Raw genomic sequence first — 26718 nt, 5'->3', positions numbered from 1 at the left:
TACTATTGTAAATTTATATTAATATTTTCACCCATACAAATTTTTTTATATATATCTGGCATATTTGCTATAAATTCTTTTTTTCCCGGGAAATTTATTTTATAAGCATGTAAAAATTGATGTTTTAATTTATATTTTTTTCTAAAATAATTATTGATTGTCGAATCCCCATATTTTCTATCTCCTATTATAGGATGATTTATTTTTGAAAGATGAGCACGAATTTGATGAGATCTCCCGGTTATTATTTCCACTTCTAAAAGAGTGTAAACACCATTATTTTTTAATGGTCTATAACGAGTCTCTACATATTTGCTACCTTCCTTATATGTATTCATAATTTCAACTTGATTATTTTTATTATTTTTCTTATGATATCCTTTTAAAATTCCTGATTTTTCAACTACTCCCTTTACAATAGTTAAATAATATTTTTTTATTTTATTTTCTTTAATCATTTGGTTTATAGTTTGAAGTGTTTTTAAATTTTTCCCAACTATAATGATTCCACTAGTATTTCTGTCTAATCTATTACAAATTCCAGGAGTAAATCCCATAGAGTTTTTTGGATCATATTCTCCCTTTGATACAAGATAAGACAATACTTCATCAATTAATGTATTTTTAGAACTTTTTTTATCTGGATGAACTAATAGTCCTAAAGGTTTATTACATAATAATATATTTTTATCTTCAAATATAACTTCAAAAGTCGTTTTTATATTTTGTATTTCTTTTATCTCTCTAAATTTATTAATTGTTTCTTCTGATAAATATAACTGAATACTATCTCCCATTTTAAGATTTTCATTGCCTTTTGCTTTTTTACCATTGTATTTTATTCTTTTTTTTCTCAACATTTTATATATAAATCCTTTAGAACTTTTATCCATATATTTAATTAAAAATTTATCCAATCTTTGATTAGCGTCTTTTTCTGTAATATGTATTTCTCTCATAAATTCACCTTTTACTTTTATATTAACAAAATCGCCCTAATTATGGGCGATTTTAAAAATATATTCATATATTTAGATATAAAATCTACTTAATTGTCACTACATTACTTTCTGAGTCCCAACTAACTTCATAATAAGCTTTTTGTAATTCTCTTAAAGGTATATAAGATTTTCCATCTATTACTACTGCATTTAAATAATAAGTTTCACCTGCTCTTGTTAAATAAGGTTGTTTTAATTCATTGTCCCAATTAACTTCTACACCTAATAAATTACCAGTATCTCTTAAAGGAATATAAGATGACCCTTCTATAACCTTAATATCAACTGTTCCTTCTTTATTTTCAGATATATAATATCCATTATCTAAATCTATTTTCAATGCATTTGATTCAATAACTAATGTTTGATATTGTAACTCTTCTATTTTATTTTTAATTTCTGTTATTGACATAATATTTTCTGTTGGAACATCAATAGTAACAGAATCTATTACTTTTATTGCTTGAGCAAAACTAAAAGATCCTTTTATAATATTTTCTCCTGTCATAGGATCATCAACATTCAATATTAAATCAAGACCTTGATTATAATGAACATCACTTACTTTTTCTAAACTATATTCTATTTTACTTCCTTTTAAAGCTTCTTTAAATTCATCATTATCAACAGAAACAACATCAGAAATACTTTGTTTATAGTATTCTTTATTAGATTTAACCATTTCAACCATTTCATCTATTTGTTGGCTTATATTATTTTCATCTATACCATACATAGTAAATAAATCTTTTTGATAATCACCCATATTATCAATATTTTGTTTTAAATACTCACCTAATTCATCTATATGGTCTATAGAATAATTCATAAATGAAACAAAAGTATCTACTAAATTTTCTGATGTTAATCTAAAAATATATTTATTTCCTTCCTTAGTTATAACTCCACTTTCATATTCATCATATACACTTTCTATTAAAAACGCATCTGCTGCTTGATTATTTTCTTCAACAGCAAATCCTAAATCAAAATATATGTCAGTCATTTGTTCAGCTAATACTTCACTACCATAAACTTCAAAAAGTAATTCTTTCATTTCTTCTTTACTGATTTTTATATATTTAGTATTTCCAAAAAATTCATCTATAGCTTGATTTGTTTCTTGGTCATCAAAAGACTTAATAAAATCAAGTAAATTATCTACTTTTATATATATATTATTTCCATCTCCTAATATACTTACAATCTCAGCCTGTTCTCCTGTATTTTTATCTTTAAAATAATATTTCATTGCTAATTTTGAATTTTCTACATCTACTTGTGCATCATATGTAAGGCTGTAATTATTAAATATTGATTTTACTTGAGATAGTACCTCCTCATCTTCTAAATCAATATTATCCAATGTAATGTTAAATTCTCCACTTGTTTGATACTTAGTTAAATTATTTATCTCCTGTGATAAATTATAAAACTCTAATTCTGTACTACTACATCCAACTGTAAAAGCTATAAGTATAAACACTGAAAACAACAATCCTAATTTTCTTTTTAACATTATTTATTTCCCTCCATCTTTTTATTACTTATGACCTATCATATCACATTTTTATATATTTTGGCAACTACTTCCTTTAAAAATTTCTATATAATATTATATTACATTATAGCAGAACTTTGTAATAATTTTACAAACTCTTCTTGTCTATCTTTACTTTTTATTTTTTCTTTGTTCCATATATCAATAAGTTTTGTTAAATCTTGCTTATATTTTTCAATAAATACAACATTATTTTTTAAACCTTTATTTTCTATAATTCGTTTCATAGTTTTTAAATTTTCTTTATAAGTTTTAGAAGGTTTATCTAAAATAAAAAATATTTTTTTATCAGTAAAAACGATATGGTCAAAAAATGCCATTCCTATATTATCAGCAAAAAGAGCACTATTCCATATTATGTAAGAATCCGGAAGTTTTTCAAGTTCTTTTGCTACTTTAATATCTCCATCCCTGTATTTTAGAATAGAAATAAATTGTACTGCATATTGAGCTACAGGTAAAGTAAATAAAATAGCAAATAAAGTAAATAAATTATATTTAGAATTATTAATAATGATTCCTAATAAAAATATTATTATCATAAGGGTAAAACTTATGACTGTATATATAAAATATTTTTTCTTTCTTTTTTTAATATAATCTGCCTTTTGTATAACTTTAGCCATAATATCCCTCTATTCTGTATATATCATTTTTATTGTCATCCCACCATCAACAATTAAATTTGTACCTGTTATAAATCCTGCATCTTCTGAAGTTAAAAATAAACAAGCTTTTGCAACATCTTCTGGCTTTCCTACTCTTCCTACTAAATGTTGCTCATGGTCTTTATCAGATAAATGTGTAAACTTCCTTTCTTTTTTCTTTTTCCACTGAGATATATCAATCCATCCAGGACTTATGGCATTCACTCTAATTCTAGGGCCTAAACTAGCAGCAAGGGAATGGGTTAAAGCTAATATACCTCCTTTTGAAGCTGAATATGGCTCTGTATGAGGTTCTGACATTAATGCCCTAGTTGAAGCAATATTTATTATACTACCTCCATTTTTCATAATTTCCGCTCCATATCTTGCACATAAATAAGTCCCTGTTAAATTTACCCTTATTACCTTATCCCAATCCTCAATAGTTCTTGAAAATAATGTTCCTTGATTAACATTTGAAATAGCAGCATTATTTATTAAAATATCTATTGCTCCAAATCTGTTTAATACAATTTCCATTAATCTTTTAACACTTTTTTCATCTCCTACATCTGTTTTAATAAACAGACATTGTAGTCCTTGTTCTAAAATAAAACTTTCATTTTCTTTACCTGCTTCTTCATCTATTTCAGCAATAACTACATATGCTCCTTCTTTTGCATATTCTCTTGCTATACAAGCGCCTATTCCTTGTCCACCTCCAGTAACTATTACTACTTTGTTTTTATATTTCATAATTTTTCCTCCGTTCATATAATTTGAAAGAGATTTGATTTAAATAAAAATAAATTTTCTTTTAGTTTAGCAAAAAAAAATTAAAAAGAAAAGCCTACTTACGTAGACTTTTATTTAAATACATCAATTATATTTTCAAATATGTCTTTATTTTCTTTTATTATATTTTTATTTCCCATCACACAAATATAATTTTGTTGTGATAATTTTTCCATCATTTCTTTAAAATTCACTATATCTTCTTTAGTAGTGCTTAAAATTTCTTCTCTTTCTTTTTGAGTATCTTCATAAGTTATTTTACTTATATATTGAGAGACAGCCTTTTCTCCTTTCATAGAAGGAGTAAGGGGATGATCATATCTACTAATAGTACCTATAATATATTTTGTCATATCTCTTCTACTAGCATTAAATTCAGCTAAATATTTCCCAACTTCATCATATATATTTAAAGTTCTTTTTAAATTAGGGTCTCTATAAGAGGAGAAAAATACATTTCCTGTCCTTGAAAAATTAATAAACGCACCATAAGCTCCTCCTTGTACTCTAACTTTATTCCAAAGATAATCTAATCCTATTATTGTCTTTAAAACTTGAAGCTTACCAGAATAAGAATATCCAAGTTCTAAAAAATTATATCCTTTTGCTACATATTGAACATTACTTTGTGTCATCAATCCTTCATTTTTTATTTCTTCATTAAATGAATATTTTTTCTTATTAATTACATTATCATTTAGGTCTTCAAATAATATTGACAAATATTTTCTTATCTCCTCATAATCTTCTTCTTGCGATGTAATACCTATAAGTAAATTATTTTTATTAAAAATTTGTTTTGCTGTTTCTTTTAAATTATTAATTACTTCTAATTTTTTTGTTTCAAACTTTTCTTCTATATCTGTTACAAATTGATAAAAAGAAAATCCTTTTAATTCTTCATTATATCGATCTTTTTCTGAAAAATAAGATAATAATCTATTAGCTACAACCATATGTCCTTGGTCAAAAAGTACCATTTCCATTCTTGATTTCATTTCTCTAATAATTTCTAAAAGCCTTTTTTCATTTTCAAAAGAAGTAGATGTAATGATCTCTCTAATTAAATTTATAAGTTCTGGAAATTTTTTAGTTAATGCTTTTGACTTTAATATAAGTTTACTCTCATATTCATTAGGTTTCCCATTTATTCCAAAGGTATCTGCATAAATACTGATACCTCCTGTATGAATATTTATCTCATTAGATAAGTCTGCATACTCATAATTTTTAGTATCCATTTTGCTTAATATCCCTACTAACATACCTGCATAAGGAATAAGTTTTTGATCTAAACCTTTTAAATCAAAATACAAATTTAAATAAGTAATTTTATTTGTAAACATAGGATGAAATAGAACTTTAACTCCTTCCTCTTCTTTCTCTACTTGAGGAAGTTTCTCTGCTTTTTTATTAAGATCTTCTAAAGATAATAATGGTATCTTTTCTATATCTTTAGGATTATCAGGAGTAATTTGTCTTTTCTTTAATTGTTTAGTTTGAATAATTAATTTTTCTATTTCTTCATCTGATAACTTATTTTTATAATCTAATAATTTTTCTCTTATTTTTTGAGTTTTTTCTTCTAAAAGGCCTTTCTTAGGGGTTAATATTATTAATGTTCCGTGGGTATTATTAAGCAAATATTTTTTTATTAAGTTTTCAAAATAAGGAGCTGTAAAACTATCTTTTATTTTTTCTAAAATAGGCTCATACTTTAAATTTATAAGAGGGTTTTTATCATAAAGCCAAGTACTCATTACTTTTATTGCATATATAAGACCTTTTGGATAATTTCTTGAATCTGCTTCACGAAGGATAAATTCTTTTGAATTTACTGCCGCTTTAATTAATTTTTTGTCTATTCCTTTATTAACTAAATTTGTTAAAGTTTCTTTTACTGTTTTTTGGAATTTTTCTGCTTTTTCTTTATCTGAATTTTTAACTATTATACTAAAAGTAGGCTGTTGAATACTTGTATCAAAACTTCCAAACACATCTTTACCTATCCCAGCATCTAATATAGCTTTTTTAAGAGGAGCTGCTGGTGTTTCTAAAAGTAAATATTCTAAAATTTGAAATGCTAAATATATTTCAGGATTCGTTGATTTATCTATTACATAATTCAAACTTAAAAAAGTCTTTTCTTTTTCTGTTTCTTCAGGAGATATAGGATAATTAATATTTATTTCCTTTATGTTATCAAAAGCCTTCTGTATAGGTATATTAGAATCAATACTTTTTCTATCAAAATTACTTAAATATTCTCTATCAATAAATTCTAGTTGTTTTTCAAGATTTCCATTACCATAAAGATATATATAACTATTAGAAGGATGATAATATTTTCTGTGAAATTTAATAAAATCTTCATAAGTTAAATCTGGAATGTATTCAGGATCTCCTCCTGATTCTTTTCCATAAGGAGTATCTGGGAAAAGAGATTCCTCTATTTTTCTAAATAAAATAGATTCTGGGGATGAAAAAGCTCCTTTCATTTCATTATAAACTACTCCATTATAAGTTATTTCATCATCCTTATTTTGTAATTCATAATGCCATCCTTCTTGCATAAGTATTTCTGGATATTTGTATATATTTGGATAAAATACAGCATCAAGATAAACATCCATTAAATTAAAAAAATCTTTATCATTAGTACTAGCAATAGGATACATAGTTTTATCTGAAAAAGTCATTGCATTTAAATATGTATTTAAAGAACCTTTTGCCAATTCTACAAAGGGGTCTTTAGTTGGAAATTTTCTTGAACCACATAAAACAGAATGTTCTAAAATATGAGGAAGTCCTGTATTATCTTGAGGAGGAGTTCTAAAAGTTATAGCAAAAACTTTATTTTTATCATCATTTTGTAAACTAAGAAGTTTAGCTCCACTTTTTTCATGTACAAAAATATAAGCTGTTGAATTAACTTCTTTTATTTCTTGTTTTTCTAAAAGTCTAAATCCATAAACTATATCATTTAATTCCATATTTTATCTTCTCCTTATCCTTAGTTTATATAATTTAATTATATACAAATGAAGATATTATATTCTAATTCCATTTAAATAATTTTAATATTATTGAATGAGGAATTATTCTAGATATTATTTTAAATCCCTTAATTAAACTACCATAAATAGATTCCATTTTATTTTCATCAGAATCTCTTAAAGCCTTACAAACTACATCCCTTGAATTAACCATTAATTTAGATTTCCAATCTAAAGGTTTCCCTTTAGATGAGGCAATATTAAAAAATTCTGTTTTTACTGGTCCTGGACATACAGCTAATACTTTAATTCTTTTTTGTTTTAATTCAATATTTAAAGCTTTACTAAAATGTATTACAAAAGCCTTTGTAGCAGCATAAATATTAAATCCTGGTTGAGGTAAAAATCCTGCAGAAGAAGCAATTTGTATAATTCTTGAACCTTTTGGCATATAAGGTATAACTTTGTAAGTTAATGCTGTTAAAGCTTTTACATTTAAATCTATCATACTTAACTGCTCTTCTAAACTTAAATCAATAAAATTACCTATTTTCCCAAATCCTGCACTATTTACTAAAATACAAACTTTAGGCTTTTCTTTATATAGCTTTTCTGAAATTTTCTCAATTTCTTCTAATTTCAATAAATCTGCTTTAATTACTATGCCTTTTGCTTTTTTAAGCTTTTTAGCAATATTATTCATTTTTTCTTCTCTTCTAGCTATCATCCAAATTTCATCTAAATTATATTTTCTATCTATCTGTTTTACAAAATCTCTTCCCAATCCAGAAGATGCACCTGTTATAATAGCTATTTTTTTCACTATAATTCTCCTTTTTGAATTATTATGCTCAAAAAGCAGTCCCAATTATTCGGACTGCTTATGTTCTTTTATATATTTTTGTCTACAATCCCAACTACAAAAATACATAATCCCATTTTCTGTAACTAGTTGGTATGACTGACTTTTTTCAATAAATTTACCACACACCGCATCTTGTACCATTTCTAATGTTTCTACTTCTTTTTGTTCTTTCTTTTCTTCCTTTGAAACATTAGCCATTTCTTTTTTATTTTTAAGTATATTTTGATATCTAATTATTTGAATTGCTGCAATAATTCTAGAAATCATCCACCATAATGCAACCATCCATAAAATATCTGTCATTATTTCCATTATGCATCCCTCCTAATTTATGACGCCTTTTTCTTATTTTTAATAAGTATTAATTCTCCATCCTCTTTTATTTCATATATTTCTAATTTATCATGTTTTAATACTATCTCAACATTACATATAGGACAATAATATCTGATTTTCCCTAACACTCCTAATTTTTTATTATGACATATAGGACATTCCATAACATACTCACTTCCTTATATATTATAATGTTAATAGGCTATGATTATATTATAATATATAAATATGAAAAAATTATGAACAATTATTAAATATTTTTATTTCATATACTTGTCTAATATCATTATAATTTCTTCTATTTTTTCTTCTCCTTCTCCATTAATTAAAGCGTTTCTTACACACCTATAAATATGTTGTCTTAACACTTGAAGATTACTTTTTTTTAGTAATGCTTGTACTGCTAGTAATTGTTTTGATATATCTATACAATACCTATCTTCTTCAACCATACGAATAATTCCATCCAATTGTCCTCTTGCTGTTTTTAAAAGGTTTAACACTTGCTTTTTATCTTCTTCAATCAAAATATCCTCTCCTCTTAATCTAGATAAGTAACAATTTTTATTATATCATTACTTAATTTTATTTCAATATAGCAATAAAACCCCTAACTATAGGGGCTTTATTACTATGCATTTAATGCTTGGTCAAAATCAGCTATTATATCTTCAATATTTTCAATTCCTACTGATACTCTTATTAAATCTTCTGTTACTCCTGAAGATATTTGTTGTTCCTTTGTAAGTTGCCTATGAGTAGTACTAGCAGGATGAATTACAGATGTCCTTACATCTGCTACATGTACTACTAACGCAGCTAATTTTACACTATCAATGAACTTAATACCTGCTTGTTTACCACCTTTAATTCCAAAGGTTAAAACTCCACTACATCCTTTTGAAAGGTATTTATTAGCTAAAGAATAAGATTTATGATTAGAAAGTCCCGGATAATTTACCCAAGCTACCTTAGGATGTTTTTCTAAAAATTTAGCAAGTTTTAAAGCATTTTCACTATGTCTTTCCATTCTAAGATGTAATGTTTCAAGTCCCATATTCATTAGAAAAGCATTAAAAGGACTTAAAGTAGCTCCAAAATCTCTTAAAAGTTGAGCACGGGCTTTTACAATATATGCTTGTTTACCAAATTGTTCTACATACTTTACTCCATGATAACTTGGATCTGGATTTACTAAATCAGGATATTTACCATTATTCCAATTAAAATTTCCTCCATCTATTATAATTCCTCCTACACTACTTGCATGTCCGTCAATATATTTAGTTGCTGAATGAACCACTATGTTAGCTCCATGTTCTAATGGTTTACAAAGATATGGAGTTGCAAATGTATTATCAACTATTAAAGGAACTCCCATTTCTTTAGCTATTGAAGAAAATTTTTCAAAATCTAATATATTAAGTCCTGGATTTCCTATCGTTTCTCCAAATATTGCTTTCGTATTATCTTTAAAATGTTTTTTTATATCATCAATGCTAGCTTCTGGATTAACAAAACTTACTTCTATGCCTAATTTTTTTAAAGTATTAGAAAATAAACTGAAAGTTCCTCCATACAAAGTACTTGCTGCTACTATATGTTCTCCCGATTTACATATATTAAGAATAGCCAAAGTTGTTGCAGCTTGTCCTGAAGATGTTGCTAACGCTCCTACTCCTCCTTCTAAAGCTGCTATTTTCTTTTCAAATGCTTCTACTGTAGGATTACTAATCCTTGAATACATATGTCCTTCTATTTCTAAATCAAATAATTTCGCCACATGTTCTGCACTATCATATTTATATGTTGTACTTTGATATATAGGTAATATTCTTGGTTCTGAATTTTTAGGAGTATATCCTCCTTGCACTGCTTTAGTTTCTATTTTCCAATTATTCATCTTTATCCTCCATTAATCTCTATTCTCCAATAATTTTTACTAAAACTCTTTTCTTTCTTTTTCCATCAAATTCTCCATAAAAAATCTGTTCCCAAGGTCCAAAATCTAATTTACCATTTGTTACAGCTACGACAACCTCTCTTCCCATAATGGTTCTTTTTAGATGAGCATCTGCATTATCTTCAAATCCATTATGATCATATTGATCATAAGGTTTCTCTGGAGCTAATTTTTCTAAAAATCTTTCGAAATCTCTATGCAATCCAGATTCATCATCATTAATAAAAACACTTGATGTAATATGCATAGCATTACATAATAATAATCCTTCTTTTATTCCACTTTCTTTTAAACATTCTTCTATTTTAGGAGTAATATTTATAAATGCCCTTCTAGTACTAGTGTTAAACCATAATTCTTTTCTATAAGATTTCAAAAAAACTCCCTCCTTTTATTTATTTCATGATAAACCTCTTTTCTGTAATATATAATTTTATATTATATTACTTTTATAAAAAAATCCACTCCATCCTTTCATTTTAATTAAAAATATCCCCTAAATATATTTATTATCAAAAAATGTAAATAAAATTATCTTTAGTTATTTCCAATTCTTTTTTGACATACTCCTTATATATTATAAATTTTTATACAAATCTTACAAATAAAGATATAGTTTAGAAAATTTATTTTCTTAAACTATATCTTATTAAACTAAAGTAGCCAATAATAATAACTCTTCATTATCATCATATATTTTTTCAAACTGTTCAATAGGCAGTGGATTTATGCCTCTTCCAACTTCTATAGTATATCCTGGCCTTCTATATTCTTTTATAAACCAATCTTTATACCCAGCATATAAAGCTGCTCCTACAGGTTCATCAAGAGAATATCCACTGACTGCTGAAAATAATTCTCCGATTTTTAAAGCTTCTGGAGGTTGAAGATTTCTATAATTCCAAAAAATCACTTCTCCTTGGGTATGATAAGATAAAGTTAAACGAAAATCTTTTTCTCTAGTAAAATTAGCTATTGCTTTAGTCTCTGATTCCGATTCTGGATTTGGTCCCGCATATAAATATGGCGCTGGTCCATCTATCCCTAAACTTTTCTCTAATTCTTTATATTCTTCCCAAGAAGCATCATAATTCCTATTTAAATCCACTCCCCTTGCATTTGCTTTCCACTTAGTAAAATCTCTACTTCCATCATTCCATTTAATTAATTCATCATATCGTGGATTATCGGGGGAAATCCCGTTTATAACTAGTTCCACTCCATCAGGATTAACCATAGGAACAACATAAATTGTAGCTTGTTCCCATATAACTGTTGTAGGATATCCCTTTATAACTCCTCCCATAGCAAAAGCTTTAGAAAATTCTTCAATCCATTTCATTAAAACCGGAGTAGTAATCCACTCATTAGCATGATGAGACCCATTAAAAAATACTTCTCTTGGACCATCTCCTAACTTAATTACATATAATTCTCTTCCTTCTTCACTTTTTCCTATGGTATCTACTGTCAAAAATGGATACCTAGCTTCTAACCCTCGAATATCTCTTTTCATTATATCATAAGTATAAGGAACGTCAGTCTGCACCACATCTATTCCATAAGGTACAATAATTTCTTCTCCAACATTTAAAAAAAATGGATTTATACCAGGATTAGCTGTTGTTATACTAGACACATTAGTATAATATTTTTTAGCAATTTCATAAAGAGTATCTCCTGATTGAATAATATATAAATCATATCCTAATAAAATAGGTTCTAATTTTTCATAAGTTTTAGGGCCTATAATTCCATCTGGAGTTAAATTATTATTTTTTTGAAAAGCCTTCACTGCTTCTTCTGTTTTTAATCCAAATATTCCGTCTATTTCTCCAGGATTATATCCTATTATTTGTAATATACTTTGTATTTCTGCTACATCTGACCCTTCCATCCCTTTTCTTAAGGTCCTCATTATTTCACCTCTTTTTATTAAACCTTTTTTATACTATTTTATCCTTATTATTTTATAAATGTGAATATTACTAATATTTTAAATTAACCATAAAATATAATTTTAATTACTTAAAATCCTTAAACATATAATTTAAATATATTAAATTATTATTGGAGTGGTTTTATGAGTAAATTACTTTGTACTATGGTATATAATTTTTTTATAGCTTTAGGAGTAATTATTGGAGGTGCTTTATTTGGTTCCGCTGCTGCTATATTATGCAATGAAAAACCTATAAATATGATGATGATTTTTGCAGAACAATTAAAACTTTGGGCAATAATTGTAGCTCTTGGAGGAACTTTTCCTACTTTTGAAATATTAGACTTAGGAATATTAAAAGGTGAATTTAAAGCAGTAATAAAACAAATTCTATATATTTTGAGTGCATTTTCAGGTGCCCATATTGGGTATATGATTTTAAATTCCTTAGGAGTGCATAATTAATGAAAAAATTAAGACTATCATCGTTTTATCTTTTTTTATTCGGATTTATCATTGGAGTAATTTTTTATAATACTTTATATATGTATAAAATGGAAAATTTAATAAAAGAAAATGAAATTCTTTCTGCTGATTTAGAAGAAAATTTAATTAAATTAAAAAAATTAGAAACATTAACTCAAAAAAAAGAAACTCTTTCTTTAAATAATATATTACCTATTTTTTTGAATGAAGAAGAAGAAAATATTATTCCTCAAGATGAAATAGAACAGTACATAAAAATTTTATTAAATAATCAAATAGGCAAGGAATTGACTGCAATTGATGTTGATTTAATTTATAATGGATTAAATAATCGCATATTAAAATTTAAAGATGGAGAATACCAATTAGAGATTAAAAGTATCATTCTGACAGATACTATGTACATTAAATATAATGTAAAAAAAATAAAAACTTAGCATCTGTAAATATTTTACAATAGTAAAAAATGCATTATAGTGAAATAATATTTTTAAGAACACTTACATGAGTAAGATTTAATTTATGAAAGGAGTATTCGTATGAGTACAAAACCTCTAGATTTTATTTCTTTACTTTTAATTATAATTGGAGCTATTAACTGGGGATTAATAGGATTTTTTCAATTTGACTTAGTTGCTACATTATTTGGAGGAATGGAAAGCTGGTTTAGTCGTATAATTTATGCCTTAGTAGGATTAGCTGGTCTTTACGGATTAAGTTTATTTGGAAGAATTGATAACGAAGATGTTAGAAAAACCGAATAAATTTATTAAAAGCGGCTAATCCGCTTTATTTTTATATTTTTCTTTATTTTTTATATTTTTTAATATTTTTAAAAAAGGTTTTTTAAATTTTAAGAAGAATATAATTATTATACAATTATATTTAAGGGGGAGATTACAATGATACAAATTATTACAGGTGAAAAGGGAGAAGGGAAAACAAAGCACCTAATCAATATGGCTAATGAATGTGTTAAAAATACTTCGGGTCACATAATATATCTTGATAACGATCATGATCATATTTATGATTTAAACTATAAAATTCGTTTTATAGAAACAAATGAATTCCCTGTAAATGGGTTTAAAGAATTTTTTGGTTTTATATGTGGAATTTTAGCTCAAGACCATGATATAGAGTATGTATACATTGATGGACTTTTAAAAATTACTAAACTTTCTTTAGAAGATGCCCATTTATTTTTAGAAAAATTAAAAAAAATATCAAAAAAATATACTGTTAACTTTATAATTGGACTAAATTGTAAAAATAATGAAATTCCTGATAATTTTAAATCTTTTTTAATTGCATAATTTAACCCCCTAACAGGGGGTTTTTAATTGAAAAAATTTTTTATAAATTATATAATTACTTTAGTAAAATAATAAATACTATTTATAGAAAGATGGAATTCAAATGAAATTACCTTGGGACAAACAATATTTGAAAATATCTTTTCATGTTATATTTACATTATTGGTAATACTAGGATTAGGATTTATTATTATAAATTTTATTCCTATAACTATAGGTTTAAGTTCTATTATTTCTAAAATTCTCTCGCTTTTTTCTCCATTTTTTATAGGAGTAGTAATTGCTTATTTATTGGACCCTATTGTTAATATTTATCAAGAAAAAGTAATAAAACCTATATCTTTAAAATTAAAAAATAGTAAAAATATATCTAGAAAAAAAAATAATATAAAATATAAAGTAAAAAATACTAGAACTTTTGCAACATTGCTTACCTATATCACAATTATTTTGATAATAATATTAATTGGCATCTTGCTCTCTACTAGTATAGGTAGTCATAAGGGTTTTAAAAGTATGGACAATTTAATTAATAGTATTAAAGCCTATACTCAATCTTTTAATAATATAATATCTGATATTCAACAAAATTTAGACCGTATAGGATTTTTACAAGAAGTAGAAAATACTATTTATGATTTTACAAATAAATTAGGAGAATTAGTTCAAAATGTAACTGCAAAAATAATAGACGGAATTACTAAAGCTGGAAATCAGGTAATAAATTTTGCTATGGCTCTAGTTATATCTTTTTATTTATTAAAAGATAAATCTATTTTTTTAAATTTATCTAATCAATTTTTTAAGATCATCCTTCCTCAAAAAACCTTTGAAAATATTAAAAATTATTTATCTGATATAGACCATGTTTTATCTGCATATATAAGAGGTCAACTAACCGATTCTCTTATTATGGGTATACTTATTGGCATTAGTGTTGCCATAATAGGCATTGATTTCCCAATTATTATCGGGATTATCGCAGGAATAGCTAATATTATTCCCTATTTTGGTCCTATTATAGGAATGATCCCTGCTGTTTTAATGGGGTTAATAAGTGATAATCCTATGAAAGCTTTATATGCAATAATTACTCTTTTTATTCTTCAACAAATAGATGGAGCAATTATTGCTCCTAAAATTGTAGGAGAAAGTGTGGATGTTCATCCTATTGCTATAATTATATCTATTACTGTAGGTGGCTCATTATTCGGCTTAATGGGAATGCTTTTAGCTGTTCCAGCAGCAGCCTTATTAAAATTATTATTAATTAGATTTATGAATAAAATGCCTAAAGCTTAAAAATTTTAATAACTAAAAAGTAGTGTTTAGAAAATTTTCTAAACACTACTTTTTTATCTATATTAGTTTTATACAATGAAATACTTTTTTTCCTTTTTGGATCATTAAAGTATCATCACTAAAGTCATCTTCTTTTACTATATAATTTATATCATTTACTTTTTCTCCCTTAACTTTAATTCCTCCTTGAGTAATTAATCTGCGTCCTTCAGAACGTGAAGGAATGAGATTTGCTTTTTGAAGAATAGTTAAAATATCAATTCCTTCTCCTAATTCGTCTCTAGAAATTTCTGTGGTTGGAATAGACCCTCCTTTAGAACCACCAGTAAATAATGCCTTAGCTGCTTTATCAGCTTTTTTAGCTTCTTCTTCTCCATGCACTATTTTAGTAACCTCAAAAGCTAAAATTTCTTTAGCCTTATTAATTTCTGCTCCTTCTAAAGAACTCAATTTATTTACTTCTTCCATAGGAAGAAAAGTTAGAAGAGATAAACATTTCTTAACATCGGCATCATCAACATTTCTCCAATATTGATAAAAATCATAAGGAGATGTTTTATTAGGGTCAAGCCATACTGCTCCTGATTCAGTTTTACCCATTTTCTTTCCTTCACTAGTAGTCAAAAGACTAAATGTCATACCATACACACTATCATTTTCAAGTCGTCTAATAAGCTCAACTCCTCCTAAAATATTAGACCATTGGTCATTTCCTCCTAGCTGAAGTTTACAATTGTACTTTCTATATAATTCTAAAAAGTCATATGATTGCATAAGAGTATAATTAAACTCTAAGAAAGAGAGTCCTTTTTCCATTCTAGTTTTATAACTTTCATAAGTTAACATCCTATTTACAGAAAAATGTACACCTATTTCTCTTAAGAAATCAACATAATTTAAATTTAAAAGCCAATCTGCATTATTAGCCATAATAGCTTTGTCTTCTCCAAATTCAATAAATCTAGAAAGTTGCTTTTTAAAACAATTTGCATTATGCTCAATGGTTTCTTTTGTCATCATCTTTCTCATATCTGTTTTACCTGTAGGGTCTCCAACCATTGCTGTTCCTCCACCAATAAGCGCAATGGGCCTATGTCCTGCTCTTTGCATATGGGCCATGGCCATAATTGTAACGAAATGCCCTACATGAAGACTATCAGCAGTTGGATCAAATCCTATATAAAATGTAACTGATTCCTTCCCTAATAACTCTTTAATTTCTTTTTCATGAGTTGTTTGTTCAATGAATCCTCGTTCTTTTAAAATATCAAATACGTTTTGCATATTCATACTCCTTTTATATTATTTTCAAAATTAAAAACTCTCATCCTAAAACATAAGGACGAGAGCTCCCGTGGTACCACCTTAATTTATATACATTAAATGTATATAAATTTATATTAAATAAAGGAATTATTTATATACATCCAATGTATACCTCTAACCCAATAACGGTGGGAACCGTCAAGTTTTAGCTTGATGTTCAGGAGCTGTATTTCACTTTTTCATGTGCTGCAAACCTTTCACCAACCGATTTGCTCTCTTTGATTGTAACCATGAAAAGCTACTAGAACTCCATCATTACATTTATCTATATTGATTGTCACATATAATATCATAAAAATAATATAAACTCAAGTAATTTTTATCAAAAATATGAAATATCATTTATATCTTTTATTCTTCTACAATTTTTATAATTACTTCTACTGCTTTTTTCATAGCATCTACTGATATGTATTCATATCTTCCATGAAAATTATCTCCACCTGTAAAAATATTAGGACATGGTAATCCCATATAAGATAATCTTGAGCCATCAGTCCCTCCACGAATAGGTTTTATTACAGGCTCTATTCCAACTTCTTTCATAGCATTGGAAGCTCTTTCTACTATTTCCATTTTATCTTCTATTTTTTCTTTCATGTTATAATATTGGTCTTTTAATTCTAAATGAACCGTTTTATCCCCATACATTTTATTAATTTTATCTACTGCATTTTTCATAAATTCTTTACGTTTTTTAAAATTATCCATATCAAAATCTCTAATAATATATATTAATTCTACTTTTTCTACATTTCCATTAAAATTGTTAAGATGATAAAATCCTTCATATCCTTCTGTATGTGCTGGAGTTTCTTCTTCTGGGAAAAGGCTAATCAATTTATTGCCTATTAAAATAGCATTTTTCATTTTCCCTTTTGCTGTTCCTGGATGAACATTTTGCCCATATATTGTTACTTTAGCTTGAGCAGCATTAAAATTTTCATATTCTAATTCTCCTAATAAGCCTCCGTCCATAGTATAAGCAAAATCTGCTCCAAATTTTTTTACATCAAATAAGTCTGCTCCTCTTCCTACTTCTTCATCAGGAGTAAAACAAATTCTAATTTTCCCATGTTTTATTTCAGGATGATTAATAAGATATTCCATCGCAGTCATAATTTCTGCTATCCCTGCTTTATCATCAGCTCCTAATAAAGTATTTCCATCGGTAGTAATTAAGGTATGACCTATATAAGAATTTAAATTTGGAAAAATTTTAGGAGATAAAACTATATTCTTTTCTGAATTTAATACAATATCATTTCCATCATATTTTTCAACTATTTTAGGATTTACATTTTTAGCAGTCATATCAGGACTTGTATCTAAATGAGAAATAAATCCTATAGTAGGAACTTCTTTATTTATATTAGAAGGAAGAGTTGCCATTACATAACCATTTTTATCTATTTCTACTTCTTTTAATCCTATTTCTTTACATTCTTCTGCTAATACTTTTCCAAATTCTAACTGTCCCTTTGTACTAGGGCATGTATTAGAATTTTCATCAGACATAGTATTGTATTTTACATATTTTAAAAATCTCTTTACAAGGTTGTCCATTATTTTATTCCCTCCATAAATTTCTGTCCTTATTTCTTTTATTTAATTCTCTTTAATACATTAATTAAAAATTCCCATACTCTTTTAGTAGAAGATATACTAAGCCTTTCATTTGGAGTATGAACATCCCACATATTAGGTCCTAAAGAAATTATATCAATATCTTTCATTTTTTCTGCAAAAAATCCACATTCTACTCCTGCATGAATTGCATTTATAACTGGTTTTTTACCATACATTTCTTCATATACTTGTATGCATAAATCTCTTATTTTTGATTCCTTAGTATATTGCCATGCAGGATATTCTCCCCTTGTAAAATAATCTGCTCCTACTAAATCAGCTAAAGTCTTTATTCGTGCCATAATATCATATTTTCTTGTTTTAACTGAACTTCTAACAGCACTTATAAACTCTATTTTATCTTTATCAGTTATAACTACCCCTAGATTTGTAGAACTTTCCACTAATCCTTCCATATCCATACTCATAGTTTGAACCCCATTAGGAATTAAAGAAAGTATAGAAATTATTTTATTTTTAGTATCCTCAGATAAATATTCTTCTGTTATTTCTCTAACTAATTCAATTTTTACAGTCACATCTGAATCAGAAGTTTTATATTCTTTTTTGAATAAATCATCCCATTCTTTTATCTTTTTAATTAAATCTTCTTCATTTTCCTTTTTAACTTGTATAATAGTATCTATTTCTCTAGGTATAACATTATCTTTTGCTCCACCATTAATAGATATTAATTTAAAATCAATATTATCTTTGATATCTAAAAGAATTCTTCCCATCATTTTATTGGCATTCCCTCTGCCTTTATTTATATCTTGACCAGAATGTCCTCCTTTTAAATTTCTTATTTGAATGGAATAAACAGGACCTTTTACTTTTTCTTTAATCCATTCCGGCTTCAAAACGATATGAGCTCTTCCTCCTCCTGCACAACTTACAAGAAATTCCCCTTCTTCTTCTGAATCTAAATTAATTAAAATTTTCCCTTTAAGAAGAGAGGTATCAAGAGCTGCTGCTCCTTCTAATCCTGTTTCTTCATTAGTAGTAACCACAACTTCTAAAGGAGGATGAGGAATATCTTTTGAAGATAATAGGGCTAAGGCATAAGCTACAGCTATTCCATTATCTGCTCCTAAGGTTGTTCCTTCAGCATAAACAAAATCATCTTTCACTTTTAAATTAATTGGATCTTTTAAAAAGTCATGTTCTGTATCCTTATTTTTTTCACATACCATATCCATATGGCCTTGTAAAATAACCCCAGGAGCATTTTCATATCCAGGAGTTCCGTCTTTTTTTATAATAACATTTAATGCTTTATCTTGTATAACTGATAAATTATGTTTTTTAGCAAACGCTACTAGATAATCACTTATTTCTTTTTCATTTCCTGAACCTCTAGGAATTTGACTTATTTCCTCAAAATATTTAAATACGCTTTTAGGCTCTAATCCCTCTAAAATTCTTTTCATAACAATTCCCTTCTTTCTTCATTTTAAAAACCAAGTCTATATATATTTTAGACTTGGTTTATACTAAATATAACACATTTATTTAATTTTTAAAACTGTGAATAGGTGCAGGAATTCTTCCTCCTCTTTGAATAAACTCTTTACAACTAAAATTATTTACAGACATAATAGGAGCATATCCTAAAAGCCCTCCAAATTCAACAATATCTCCTTCTTTTTTCCCTATTACAGGAATAATACGAACTGCTGTAGTTTTACTATTAACCATTCCTATAGCCATTTCATCTGCTATAATTCCTGAAATAGTTTCTTTACTAGTGTCTCCCGGAATAGCAATCATATCCAATCCTACGGAACATACACAAGTCATAGCCTCTAATTTTTCTAAGCTTAAAGCCCCTGCTTCCACTGCTTTTATCATACCTTGGTCCTCACTTACAGGAATGAAAGCTCCACTAAGACCTCCTACATAGGAAGAGGCCATTACTCCACCTTTTTTTACATTATCATTTAAAAGAGCTAAAGCAGCTGTAGTTCCTGGAGCTCCCGCACGTTCTAATCCCATTTCTTCTAATATTTCTGCAATACTATCTCCTATAGCTGGGGTGGGGGCTAAAGATAAGTCAATTATTCCAAATGGAACATTAAGCCTTTTAGATGCTTCTTTTGCTACTAACTGACCTACTCTTGTAATTTTAAAAGCAGTCTTTTTAACTGTTTCACAAAGAGTTTCAAAGTCTTTTCCTTTTACTGTTTCTAAAGCTTTCTTTACAACTCCCGGGCCACTAACTCCTACATTAATAACACATTCTCTTTCTCCTACTCCATGAAAAGCTCCCGCCATAAAAGGATTATCTTCTGGAGCATTGCAAAATACAACAAGCTTTGCACATCCTATGGAATCCTTATCTTTTGTGGCCTCTGCAGTTCTTTTTATAATATCTCCCATTTCTTTTACAGCATCCATATTAATTCCTGTTCTAGTACTTCCTAAATTAACTGATGAACATACTCTTTGAGTTTCTGCAAGAGCTTGGGGAATTGATTTAATAAGTATTTTATCAGAAGAATTGCATCCCTTTTGAACTAGAGCTGAAAAGCCTCCAATAAAATTAACCCCTACTTCTTTTGCCGCTCTATCTAGTGTATGGGCAATAGATACATAAGAATCTGTTCTACATCCTGCTGCTACAATGGATATAGGAGTTACTGATATTCTTTTATTTACAATAGGTATTCCAAATTCTCTTTCAATTTCTTCTCCTGTTTTTACAAGATCTTTTGCTGTTTTGGTAATTTTATCATATATTTTTTTATTAAGCTTCTCTATATTAGAATCAGCACAATCTTGTAAACTAATTCCTAAGGTAATGGTTCTAACATCTAATTTAGATTCTTCTATCATTTTATTAGTTTCTTGAACTTCTAATCTTGTAATCATAAAACTTCCTCTTTCCAATTTATCTAAATTCTATGCATAGTATTAAAAATTTCTTCTCTTTGAAGTTTTATCACAACTCCTATTTTTTCACCTAGTCTTTCTAAATCTTCTTCATTTTTTTCAAAAGTTTCTGTTGAATTAGATAAATCTACAATCATCATCATATTAAAAAAACCTTGCACTATTGTTTGAGATATATCTAAAATATTAATATTTCTTTCAGAAAGCAAGGTGCATACTTTTGCAATAATCCCAACCCTATCTTTACCTACAACTGTAATAATTCCTTTCATATGGCACCTCCATTTTTACATATAGCTAGTTTACCACAATTTATTGAATAGAATCAACTGTTCTTAATTTTTTCTTTGAATCTACTGTTGTCAAATATAATTTGGTTTCCTTAATAATTACACCACTTAAACCAATTAGTCCAATTAAATTTGGCACAGCCATTAATCCATTTACAATATCTGCTAATGTCCATATTACATCTAATTTTAAAAATGGACCTCCAGCAACTAATCCTATATATATAAACTTATAAAATTTTATGCCTTTGACTCCAAATAAATATTCTGTACATCTTTCTCCATAATAATTCCAACCTAATATGGTAGTAAAAGCAAAAAATAGTAATCCAATAGTTACAATATATTGTCCAATTCCAGCAATAGGTAATCCTATACGAAAAGCTTCATTAGTCATTGCAGATCCTTCTAAATTTGAATTCCAAACTCCTGTCACAACTAATACTAACCCTGTCATGGTGCAAATTATAATAGTATCAATAAATGTTCCTGTCATAGAAATAAGACCTTGCCTAACACAGGATTTAGTTTTGGCTGCAGCTGCTGCAATAGGAGCACTTCCTAAACCAGATTCGTTTGAAAACACACCTCTAGCAACACCGTTTCTAATTGCCATCATCACAGTTGAACCTAAAAATCCCCCTACTGCTGCTGTTGGTGAAAAAGCACTTTTTATAATAAAAGCTATTGCTCCTGGAACTTCTTTAATATTAAATATTAATATTATTAAAGCCCCAACTATATAAAATACAGCCATAAAAGGTACAATTAGTTCTGATACTTTAGATATACTTTTTATTCCTCCGATGGTTACTAATGCTACTAAAATAGTAAGTATAATAGCAGTAAGCTCTATTGGCATATTAAGAGTATCTTTTGTAGCTGTACTTATAGCATTTACTTGAGGGAATATCCCTATACCAAAAAAGGCCACAAATATTCCAAATAGGGCAAATATTTTTGCAAGCCATTTATTCCCTAATCCCTTTTCTATATAATACATAGGTCCTCCAGACATTTGACCATTTTTATCAATTACACGATATTTAACAGCCAAAAGTCCTTCTCCATATTTAGTAGCCATGCCAAAAAAGGCTGCAATCCACATCCAAAATAAAGCTCCTGGACCTCCTGCACTAATTGCCGTAGCAACTCCAACTATATTTCCCGTTCCTATAGTAGCAGATAAGGCTGTACATAATGCTGCAAAACTAGATACATCTCCTTGTACATTATCATTATTATTCTCTTTAGAAAATAAATACTTAAAAGCTAAAGGCAATCTTATTATTTGTAAAAGCTTCAACCTAATACTAAGATATATTCCTGTTCCCACTAATAAAATTAAAAGTGGTGGCCCCCATACCCATGAATCCAATGTTTTTAAAAATTCCATCTTTACACTGTCCTCTCTTATTAAAGTATAAATTTTAAAAATTGATATTTAAGATAAAATAAGCAATTAAAAAGACCGTATAAATTAACGGCCTCTGAATTTTAGACATAGTAATATATAAAACATATTTAAATATGTTTTATATTAACTCTGTCCTTTTACCTGAGAGTTTCACTACTAAATGTAGCTTACTCCTTCGGTGTTCATTACAATGAATCTCTCCAGAGGTTCGTCCAATTGCAGTCTTTTTACCTGAAAGATTTACTTCTTCGGTGGATGAACTCATCTCTCTCCTGCAATCTTCATCCGAATTATTCAATTGTTTTCACTATTTTAGCATACTGTATACTAATTATCAATTATTTTTTAATCTTTTTTTTTATTTTTTTAATATCTTCTTTTGAAAGCAAAATTTTTTCTTCTTTCAACACTTCTTCTAAAAACTCTTCTATGTTTTTTGTCTCTGATTCATATAAAAAATGTATCATCTTGTATTTTTTACATAAACTTTCATTTTTCATTTGTTTTTTTATTACTTGAGGAATATTACATAAACTTTTTTTCCATTTTGAGGTAGAATATTTTTTCTTTTTTGGTTTATAATATTGATGAACATAAAAATTATCTATATCCATTATGTATTTTATTCCTTTTTCTTTTATAAAAAACACAATTCTACTTCCTGTATATTCTAAATTTTCACTTTTATACTGTCTTATAATGTGAATATGAGAACGTCGTTTATTAGAAGGCATAAAATCATTCCTTACTAGATAATTCTTTCTCATAAATAGGAATATATTTAAGTTTACCATTTATTCTAGTGCTTTCCATAAGTGTGATGGATTTAACTAGTATATTTATCTTATCTATACAAATTTTTTCTATAATATAACTTAAATTTTTTTGTAAAATAACTCTTCTTCCCAAAGTAATATGAGGTTTTAACGGTCTATTCTCTTTATGAAATCCTACATTATATAATTCTAATTGAATTTTATCATATAAATAATTTAACTTATATAAATCTCCATCTAATCCAATCCAGGGAATATATTCTTTGTTTCTTTTAAAAGCTCCTAATTCTCCTAAAGTAATTAAAAATTTTTCACAATTTTCTCCTGTTATATCCATAGCTTTTTTAATATATGCAATTTTCTTCTTATCTATTTCTCCTATAAATTTAAGCGTAAGATGAAAATTTTCTTTGTCTACAAAATTCCCTTTAGTACAATATAATTTAAGCTTATTTTGTTTTTCCTTTAAATAAGATTTTAAGCTATCTTCAAAATTAATGGCAATAAATACTCTCATATAATCTCTCCTGTTTATACTAATAAATCTTCTTTTATTAAATATAATATCACATATTATTATTAATAAAATAGTTTATATCTGAGTAATTTTCAATAGGTGTAACTTTTTTATTCTTTAATATTATTTCATTTCCTTTTAAAAATGAAGATTTTATACATGCAATTTTTCTATCTTGTTTTATAGCAAATTTTATTGTGTGCATAGTTCCTCCATTTTCTCCAGTTTCAATAACAATAATTCCTTTACTTAATCCACTCTGAAGTCTATTTCTTTCAATAAAGGTATAATTTTTAGGTTTTTGATGAGGTGGATATTCACTTATTATACATCCCCCATTATATATAATTTCTTCTGCTAATCTTTTATTCTTATAAGGATAAATCATATTTAATCCATGAGCTAATATTGCAGCCGTTCTTCCTTTTCCTTCTAAACATCCTATATGAGCATTAGTATCACATCCTAAAGCTAATCCACTAATTACCCCTATATTATTTGAGGCTAAGTATTTTCCTATTTTTCTTGATATTTTTTTTCCATAATAAGTAGGATTTCTTGTTCCTACAACAGCAATACATTCTTCCTTATTTTTAATAAAATCATAATTTCCTTTAATAAACAAAAGCAAAGGGGGATCTGGGATAGATTTAAGAGCAATAGGGAAATTACTATCTTTAAAACTAATTATATGTATATTAGACTTTTGAGCATCATCTACGATTTTTTTGCTTTTTTCATAAGTATTTTTAAATTCCTTATAATCTATATTACTTAATTTGCTTGTTAAAATTTCTTTTAATTCATTAAATAAGAGTCTTTCTTTTTTATATTCTTGAAAAATGTTATATATACTTTTTCTTCCAATTCTATCTATAGATAATAATGTTAAGATATCTATTATATCTATTAAACTCACTCCCTTATTATTTATTAAAATTCTTTTACATTAAAAAAGAAGCTATATATATTTTAGCCTCTTTTTATAATTAAATACTTTATAAATTACATTTTACATTAATAGGAGCTATAGTTACACAATTTCTTCCTCTGTTTTTAGAACAATACATAGCATCATCTGCAGTCCTTATAAGTTCTGTATAATTATCTGCTATTTCAGGATATCCACTTACTCCAAAACTAGCTGTAATTTTAGCTTTTATATTTTGTTTTTTTAATTCAATATTTTCTATTTCTTGTCTAAGTTCTTCTACAATATCTGCTACTTCTTTTATTCCTAAATTTGGAAAAATCATAAAAAATTCTTCTCCACCATATCTAGCAATAATTCCTCCATATGCTTCTAACTTTTTCTTTGCTAAGTTAGCCACTGCTTTTAAAACTTCATCACCAAATATATGACCATAAGTATCATTAAATTTTTTAAAATGATCAATATCAAATATAGCAACACTAATAGGAGTATTATTCTTCTTTGCATCTTCAACTAGTTTTGGCATAATTTTTTGCAAATACAATCTATTATAAATATTTGTAAGTCCATCTTTTTCTGCTATTTCTTCCATTTTCTCATATAATTTTGCATTTTCTATAGCCATAGCCACTTGCATAGATACTGCTTTAAATAAATCTGTACTACTAGTAGAAAAATAATTTTCTAAAGAATGTTCTGCCAAAATTAATCCATAGGAAGTATTTCCTTTTCTTAAAGGAACTGCTACAAAAGAACCTACTTTTCTTCCTTCTAAGAAACTATATTTATTAGGGTCTACATTATTATCAATAAGTATTTCCTTATTTTTCATTTTTTCTCTTAAATAACTACTCCATCCCTTTGCTTTAAAATTTTCAATTACTTCTTTACTATATATACTTTTAACATGAAAATCTAATGAAGAATCTTTTTCATTGTATACAATAATAGAACAACTATCCACTCCCATAATTCCCATTATCATATCACAGACTAATTCTAAAAGCTGTTGAATTTCAAGAATAGAACCTATATATGAACTAGTTTCTTTTAGAATAAATAACTCTGCAACACTATTTCTAAAACTATCCCTAGTTTTTCTCATTTCTTCTTTTTGACGTTCTAATTCCTTATTACTTTTTTCTATATGTTTTTTAATTTCTATTAATTGCTTATTTTTTTCCTTTTCCTGTTCTAATAACTTACTAACTTCTTCTTTTTTTTCTATAATATCTTTTAAAATACATTGAACAATATAAATTATAAATATATCTAGCAATATAATAAATATAGTATTTATTATAATATAATATGTAAAAAATTCTTTTCCTAACATTAAAATTCCTGTTATTATAATTGGAGAAAAATAATATAACATAAATTTTAATTCATTATTAAAAGAAAAAATTTCTAATAATGTCAAAACATAAATTAATGCTCCTATGATATTAACTTCTTGTTCATAATATATAAAAAATGAAGCTACAAAAAGTTCTGCTATTTTTAATAGAATATATATTTTACCTTTTTCTAATAACCCTTTTTCTAAAATAAAAAGTTTAACAACCATAGTAATTAACCCTATAATAGTAATTACTAAACTTAAAGATATTTTATTAATATTTTCAACTAATTTACTTAATTCTAAATGAATAAGTATAAATAATAAAATTCCTATATAAATATATGTATAATATTTTTCTAAAGATTTACTTTTCGTCAT

27 protein-coding genes, 2 riboswitches and 1 other annotated feature are annotated in these 26718 nt (G+C 26.7%); of the genes, 5 read left to right on the top strand and 22 right to left on the bottom strand.

The annotated features are described in order from the left end of the window. Positions 1 to 2 precede the first annotated feature (2 nt). From OM90_RS01335 to OM90_RS01285, 12 genes are all read right to left on the bottom strand, one after another. The gene (locus OM90_RS01335) at positions 3 to 959 is read right to left on the bottom strand and encodes an RluA family pseudouridine synthase (protein WP_058485087.1); all 957 of its coding nucleotides are present in this window, start codon (positions 957 to 959) and stop codon (positions 3 to 5) included. Between the two features lie 85 nt (positions 960 to 1044). Beyond that, complete coding sequence (locus tag OM90_RS01330; RefSeq protein ID WP_058485086.1) at positions 1045 to 2520, bottom strand: stalk domain-containing protein; 1476 nt, start codon at positions 2518 to 2520, stop codon at positions 1045 to 1047. 101 nt (positions 2521 to 2621) lie between these two features. Continuing rightward, positions 2622 to 3188 carry an NERD domain-containing protein gene (locus OM90_RS01325; protein WP_058485085.1) on the bottom strand — a complete coding sequence of 189 codons (567 nt, stop codon included), beginning with the start codon at positions 3186 to 3188 and terminating at the stop codon, positions 2622 to 2624. 9 nt (positions 3189 to 3197) lie between these two features. Then, positions 3198 to 3965, bottom strand: coding sequence for an SDR family oxidoreductase (locus OM90_RS01320; protein WP_058485084.1), 768 nt, complete (start codon positions 3963 to 3965; stop codon positions 3198 to 3200). Between the two features lie 110 nt (positions 3966 to 4075). Then, a complete protein-coding gene (locus OM90_RS01315; protein WP_058485083.1) occupies positions 4076 to 6997 on the bottom strand; it encodes an insulinase family protein in 2922 nt (973 codons plus the stop codon). A gap of 64 nt (positions 6998 to 7061) precedes the next feature. Beyond that, positions 7062 to 7823 (bottom strand): SDR family NAD(P)-dependent oxidoreductase, encoded by a 762-nt coding sequence (locus OM90_RS01310; protein ID WP_058485082.1) that lies wholly within the window; start codon positions 7821 to 7823, stop codon positions 7062 to 7064. 45 nt (positions 7824 to 7868) lie between these two features. Continuing rightward, on the bottom strand, positions 7869 to 8177 hold the full coding sequence (locus tag OM90_RS01305; RefSeq protein ID WP_058485081.1) for a hypothetical protein: 309 nt from the start codon (positions 8175 to 8177) through the stop codon (positions 7869 to 7871). 17 nt (positions 8178 to 8194) lie between these two features. Beyond that, complete coding sequence (locus tag OM90_RS13020; RefSeq protein WP_162838868.1) at positions 8195 to 8365, bottom strand: hypothetical protein; 171 nt, start codon at positions 8363 to 8365, stop codon at positions 8195 to 8197. Positions 8366 to 8461: 96 nt separating this feature from the next. Then, positions 8462 to 8725 (bottom strand): metal-sensing transcriptional repressor, encoded by a 264-nt coding sequence (locus tag OM90_RS01300; RefSeq protein WP_058485333.1) that lies wholly within the window; start codon positions 8723 to 8725, stop codon positions 8462 to 8464. 107 nt (positions 8726 to 8832) lie between these two features. Then, the gene (locus OM90_RS01295; RefSeq protein WP_058485080.1) at positions 8833 to 10104 is read right to left on the bottom strand and encodes an O-acetylhomoserine aminocarboxypropyltransferase/cysteine synthase family protein; all 1272 of its coding nucleotides are present in this window, start codon (positions 10102 to 10104) and stop codon (positions 8833 to 8835) included. A gap of 19 nt (positions 10105 to 10123) precedes the next feature. Beyond that, positions 10124 to 10540 (bottom strand): secondary thiamine-phosphate synthase enzyme YjbQ, encoded by a 417-nt coding sequence (locus tag OM90_RS01290; protein ID WP_058485079.1) that lies wholly within the window; start codon positions 10538 to 10540, stop codon positions 10124 to 10126. A 273-nt stretch (positions 10541 to 10813) separates the two neighbouring features. Then, positions 10814 to 12082, bottom strand: coding sequence for a M14 family metallopeptidase (locus tag OM90_RS01285; protein WP_058485078.1), 1269 nt, complete (start codon positions 12080 to 12082; stop codon positions 10814 to 10816). A 165-nt stretch (positions 12083 to 12247) separates the two neighbouring features. On the opposite strand from OM90_RS01285, the gene OM90_RS01280 reads away from it, so the two are divergent. The 5 genes from OM90_RS01280 to OM90_RS01260 all read left to right on the top strand — a co-directional run bounded on the left by OM90_RS01280 (position 12248) and on the right by OM90_RS01260 (position 15211). Continuing rightward, positions 12248 to 12571 (top strand): YtrH family sporulation protein, encoded by a 324-nt coding sequence (locus tag OM90_RS01280; RefSeq protein WP_058485077.1) that lies wholly within the window; start codon positions 12248 to 12250, stop codon positions 12569 to 12571. Then, positions 12571 to 13029, top strand: a complete 459-nt coding sequence (locus OM90_RS01275; RefSeq protein WP_058485076.1) for a hypothetical protein — start codon at positions 12571 to 12573, stop codon at positions 13027 to 13029. Before OM90_RS01280 ends, OM90_RS01275 begins: the two co-directional genes overlap by 1 nt. Positions 13030 to 13131: 102 nt before the next feature. Further along, a complete protein-coding gene (locus OM90_RS01270) occupies positions 13132 to 13356 on the top strand; it encodes a DUF378 domain-containing protein (protein ID WP_058485075.1) in 225 nt (74 codons plus the stop codon). A 138-nt stretch (positions 13357 to 13494) separates the two neighbouring features. Continuing rightward, entirely contained in the window at positions 13495 to 13908 is a 414-nt protein-coding gene (locus tag OM90_RS01265) for a hypothetical protein (RefSeq protein ID WP_058485074.1), read from the top strand. A 103-nt stretch (positions 13909 to 14011) separates the two neighbouring features. Continuing rightward, entirely contained in the window at positions 14012 to 15211 is a 1200-nt protein-coding gene (locus OM90_RS01260; RefSeq protein ID WP_058485073.1) for an AI-2E family transporter, read from the top strand. Positions 15212 to 15268: 57 nt separating this feature from the next. Here OM90_RS01260 and tyrS read toward each other — a convergent pair whose 3' ends face one another. The 10 genes from tyrS to OM90_RS01210 all read right to left on the bottom strand — a co-directional run bounded on the left by tyrS (position 15269) and on the right by OM90_RS01210 (position 26718). Then, positions 15269 to 16495 carry a tyrosine--tRNA ligase gene (gene tyrS / locus OM90_RS01255; protein WP_058485072.1) on the bottom strand — a complete coding sequence of 409 codons (1227 nt, stop codon included), beginning with the start codon at positions 16493 to 16495 and terminating at the stop codon, positions 15269 to 15271. Between the two features lie 51 nt (positions 16496 to 16546). Further along, positions 16547 to 16802, bottom strand: a binding site (T-box leader). Positions 16803 to 16888: 86 nt separating this feature from the next. Next, positions 16889 to 18103 carry a peptidase T gene (gene pepT, locus OM90_RS01250; protein ID WP_058485071.1) on the bottom strand — a complete coding sequence of 405 codons (1215 nt, stop codon included), beginning with the start codon at positions 18101 to 18103 and terminating at the stop codon, positions 16889 to 16891. 38 nt (positions 18104 to 18141) lie between these two features. After that, on the bottom strand, positions 18142 to 19599 hold the full coding sequence (locus tag OM90_RS01245) for an aminoacyl-histidine dipeptidase (RefSeq protein ID WP_058485070.1): 1458 nt from the start codon (positions 19597 to 19599) through the stop codon (positions 18142 to 18144). Between the two features lie 82 nt (positions 19600 to 19681). Further along, positions 19682 to 21040 carry a PFL family protein gene (locus OM90_RS01240; RefSeq protein ID WP_058485069.1) on the bottom strand — a complete coding sequence of 453 codons (1359 nt, stop codon included), beginning with the start codon at positions 21038 to 21040 and terminating at the stop codon, positions 19682 to 19684. A gap of 23 nt (positions 21041 to 21063) precedes the next feature. Beyond that, the gene (locus tag OM90_RS01235) at positions 21064 to 21333 is read right to left on the bottom strand and encodes an ACT domain-containing protein (protein WP_058485068.1); all 270 of its coding nucleotides are present in this window, start codon (positions 21331 to 21333) and stop codon (positions 21064 to 21066) included. A 40-nt stretch (positions 21334 to 21373) separates the two neighbouring features. Then, positions 21374 to 22747 (bottom strand): alanine/glycine:cation symporter family protein, encoded by a 1374-nt coding sequence (locus OM90_RS01230; RefSeq protein ID WP_058485067.1) that lies wholly within the window; start codon positions 22745 to 22747, stop codon positions 21374 to 21376. Positions 22748 to 22895: 148 nt separating this feature from the next. After that, a riboswitch (glycine riboswitch) is annotated at positions 22896 to 22974 on the bottom strand. A gap of 3 nt (positions 22975 to 22977) precedes the next feature. Continuing rightward, positions 22978 to 23053: riboswitch (glycine riboswitch) on the bottom strand. Positions 23054 to 23106: 53 nt separating this feature from the next. Beyond that, on the bottom strand, positions 23107 to 23535 hold the full coding sequence (locus OM90_RS01225) for a hypothetical protein (RefSeq protein WP_242860839.1): 429 nt from the start codon (positions 23533 to 23535) through the stop codon (positions 23107 to 23109). Continuing rightward, the gene (gene thpR / locus OM90_RS01220; RefSeq protein WP_058485065.1) at positions 23507 to 24061 is read right to left on the bottom strand and encodes an RNA 2',3'-cyclic phosphodiesterase; all 555 of its coding nucleotides are present in this window, start codon (positions 24059 to 24061) and stop codon (positions 23507 to 23509) included. Before thpR ends, OM90_RS01225 begins: the two co-directional genes overlap by 29 nt. Before the next feature lie 49 nt (positions 24062 to 24110). Beyond that, entirely contained in the window at positions 24111 to 24980 is an 870-nt protein-coding gene (gene dprA / locus OM90_RS01215; protein WP_058485064.1) for a DNA-processing protein DprA, read from the bottom strand. Between the two features lie 79 nt (positions 24981 to 25059). Further along, complete coding sequence (locus tag OM90_RS01210; protein WP_058485063.1) at positions 25060 to 26718, bottom strand: sensor domain-containing diguanylate cyclase; 1659 nt, start codon at positions 26716 to 26718, stop codon at positions 25060 to 25062.

Origin of the sequence: Defluviitalea phaphyphila (assembly GCF_001466305.1) — a bacterium.
Taxonomy (GTDB): domain Bacteria; phylum Bacillota; class Clostridia; order Lachnospirales; family Defluviitaleaceae; genus Defluviitalea_A; species Defluviitalea_A phaphyphila.
Note: the sequence above shows the minus strand (reverse complement) of the source record. Positions and strands in the feature narration are given on the sequence as shown.

Coding starts and splice junctions, on each gene's coding strand:
- OM90_RS01335 (WP_058485087.1), bottom strand. CDS start 959: ATGAGAGAAATACATATTACAGAAAAAGACGCTAATCAAAGATTGGAT.
- OM90_RS01330 (WP_058485086.1), bottom strand. CDS start 2,520: ATGTTAAAAAGAAAATTAGGATTGTTGTTTTCAGTGTTTATACTTATA.
- OM90_RS01325 (WP_058485085.1), bottom strand. CDS start 3,188: ATGGCTAAAGTTATACAAAAGGCAGATTATATTAAAAAAAGAAAGAAA.
- OM90_RS01320 (WP_058485084.1), bottom strand. CDS start 3,965: ATGAAATATAAAAACAAAGTAGTAATAGTTACTGGAGGTGGACAAGGA.
- OM90_RS01315 (WP_058485083.1), bottom strand. CDS start 6,997: ATGGAATTAAATGATATAGTTTATGGATTTAGACTTTTAGAAAAACAA.
- OM90_RS01305 (WP_058485081.1), bottom strand. CDS start 8,177: ATGGAAATAATGACAGATATTTTATGGATGGTTGCATTATGGTGGATG.
- OM90_RS13020 (WP_162838868.1), bottom strand. CDS start 8,365: ATGGAATGTCCTATATGTCATAATAAAAAATTAGGAGTGTTAGGGAAA.
- OM90_RS01295 (WP_058485080.1), bottom strand. CDS start 10,104: ATGAATAATTGGAAAATAGAAACTAAAGCAGTGCAAGGAGGATATACT.
- OM90_RS01285 (WP_058485078.1), bottom strand. CDS start 12,082: ATGAGGACCTTAAGAAAAGGGATGGAAGGGTCAGATGTAGCAGAAATA.
- OM90_RS01280 (WP_058485077.1), top strand. CDS start 12,248: ATGAGTAAATTACTTTGTACTATGGTATATAATTTTTTTATAGCTTTA.
- OM90_RS01275 (WP_058485076.1), top strand. CDS start 12,571: ATGAAAAAATTAAGACTATCATCGTTTTATCTTTTTTTATTCGGATTT.
- OM90_RS01270 (WP_058485075.1), top strand. CDS start 13,132: ATGAGTACAAAACCTCTAGATTTTATTTCTTTACTTTTAATTATAATT.
- OM90_RS01265 (WP_058485074.1), top strand. CDS start 13,495: ATGATACAAATTATTACAGGTGAAAAGGGAGAAGGGAAAACAAAGCAC.
- OM90_RS01260 (WP_058485073.1), top strand. CDS start 14,012: ATGAAATTACCTTGGGACAAACAATATTTGAAAATATCTTTTCATGTT.
- tyrS (WP_058485072.1), bottom strand. CDS start 16,495: ATGCAAAACGTATTTGATATTTTAAAAGAACGAGGATTCATTGAACAA.
- pepT (WP_058485071.1), bottom strand. CDS start 18,103: ATGGACAACCTTGTAAAGAGATTTTTAAAATATGTAAAATACAATACT.
- OM90_RS01245 (WP_058485070.1), bottom strand. CDS start 19,599: ATGAAAAGAATTTTAGAGGGATTAGAGCCTAAAAGCGTATTTAAATAT.
- OM90_RS01240 (WP_058485069.1), bottom strand. CDS start 21,040: ATGATTACAAGATTAGAAGTTCAAGAAACTAATAAAATGATAGAAGAA.
- OM90_RS01235 (WP_058485068.1), bottom strand. CDS start 21,333: ATGAAAGGAATTATTACAGTTGTAGGTAAAGATAGGGTTGGGATTATT.
- OM90_RS01230 (WP_058485067.1), bottom strand. CDS start 22,747: ATGGAATTTTTAAAAACATTGGATTCATGGGTATGGGGGCCACCACTT.
- OM90_RS01225 (WP_242860839.1), bottom strand. CDS start 23,535: ATGAGAAAGAATTATCTAGTAAGGAATGATTTTATGCCTTCTAATAAA.
- thpR (WP_058485065.1), bottom strand. CDS start 24,061: ATGAGAGTATTTATTGCCATTAATTTTGAAGATAGCTTAAAATCTTAT.
- OM90_RS01210 (WP_058485063.1), bottom strand. CDS start 26,718: ATGACGAAAAGTAAATCTTTAGAAAAATATTATACATATATTTATATA.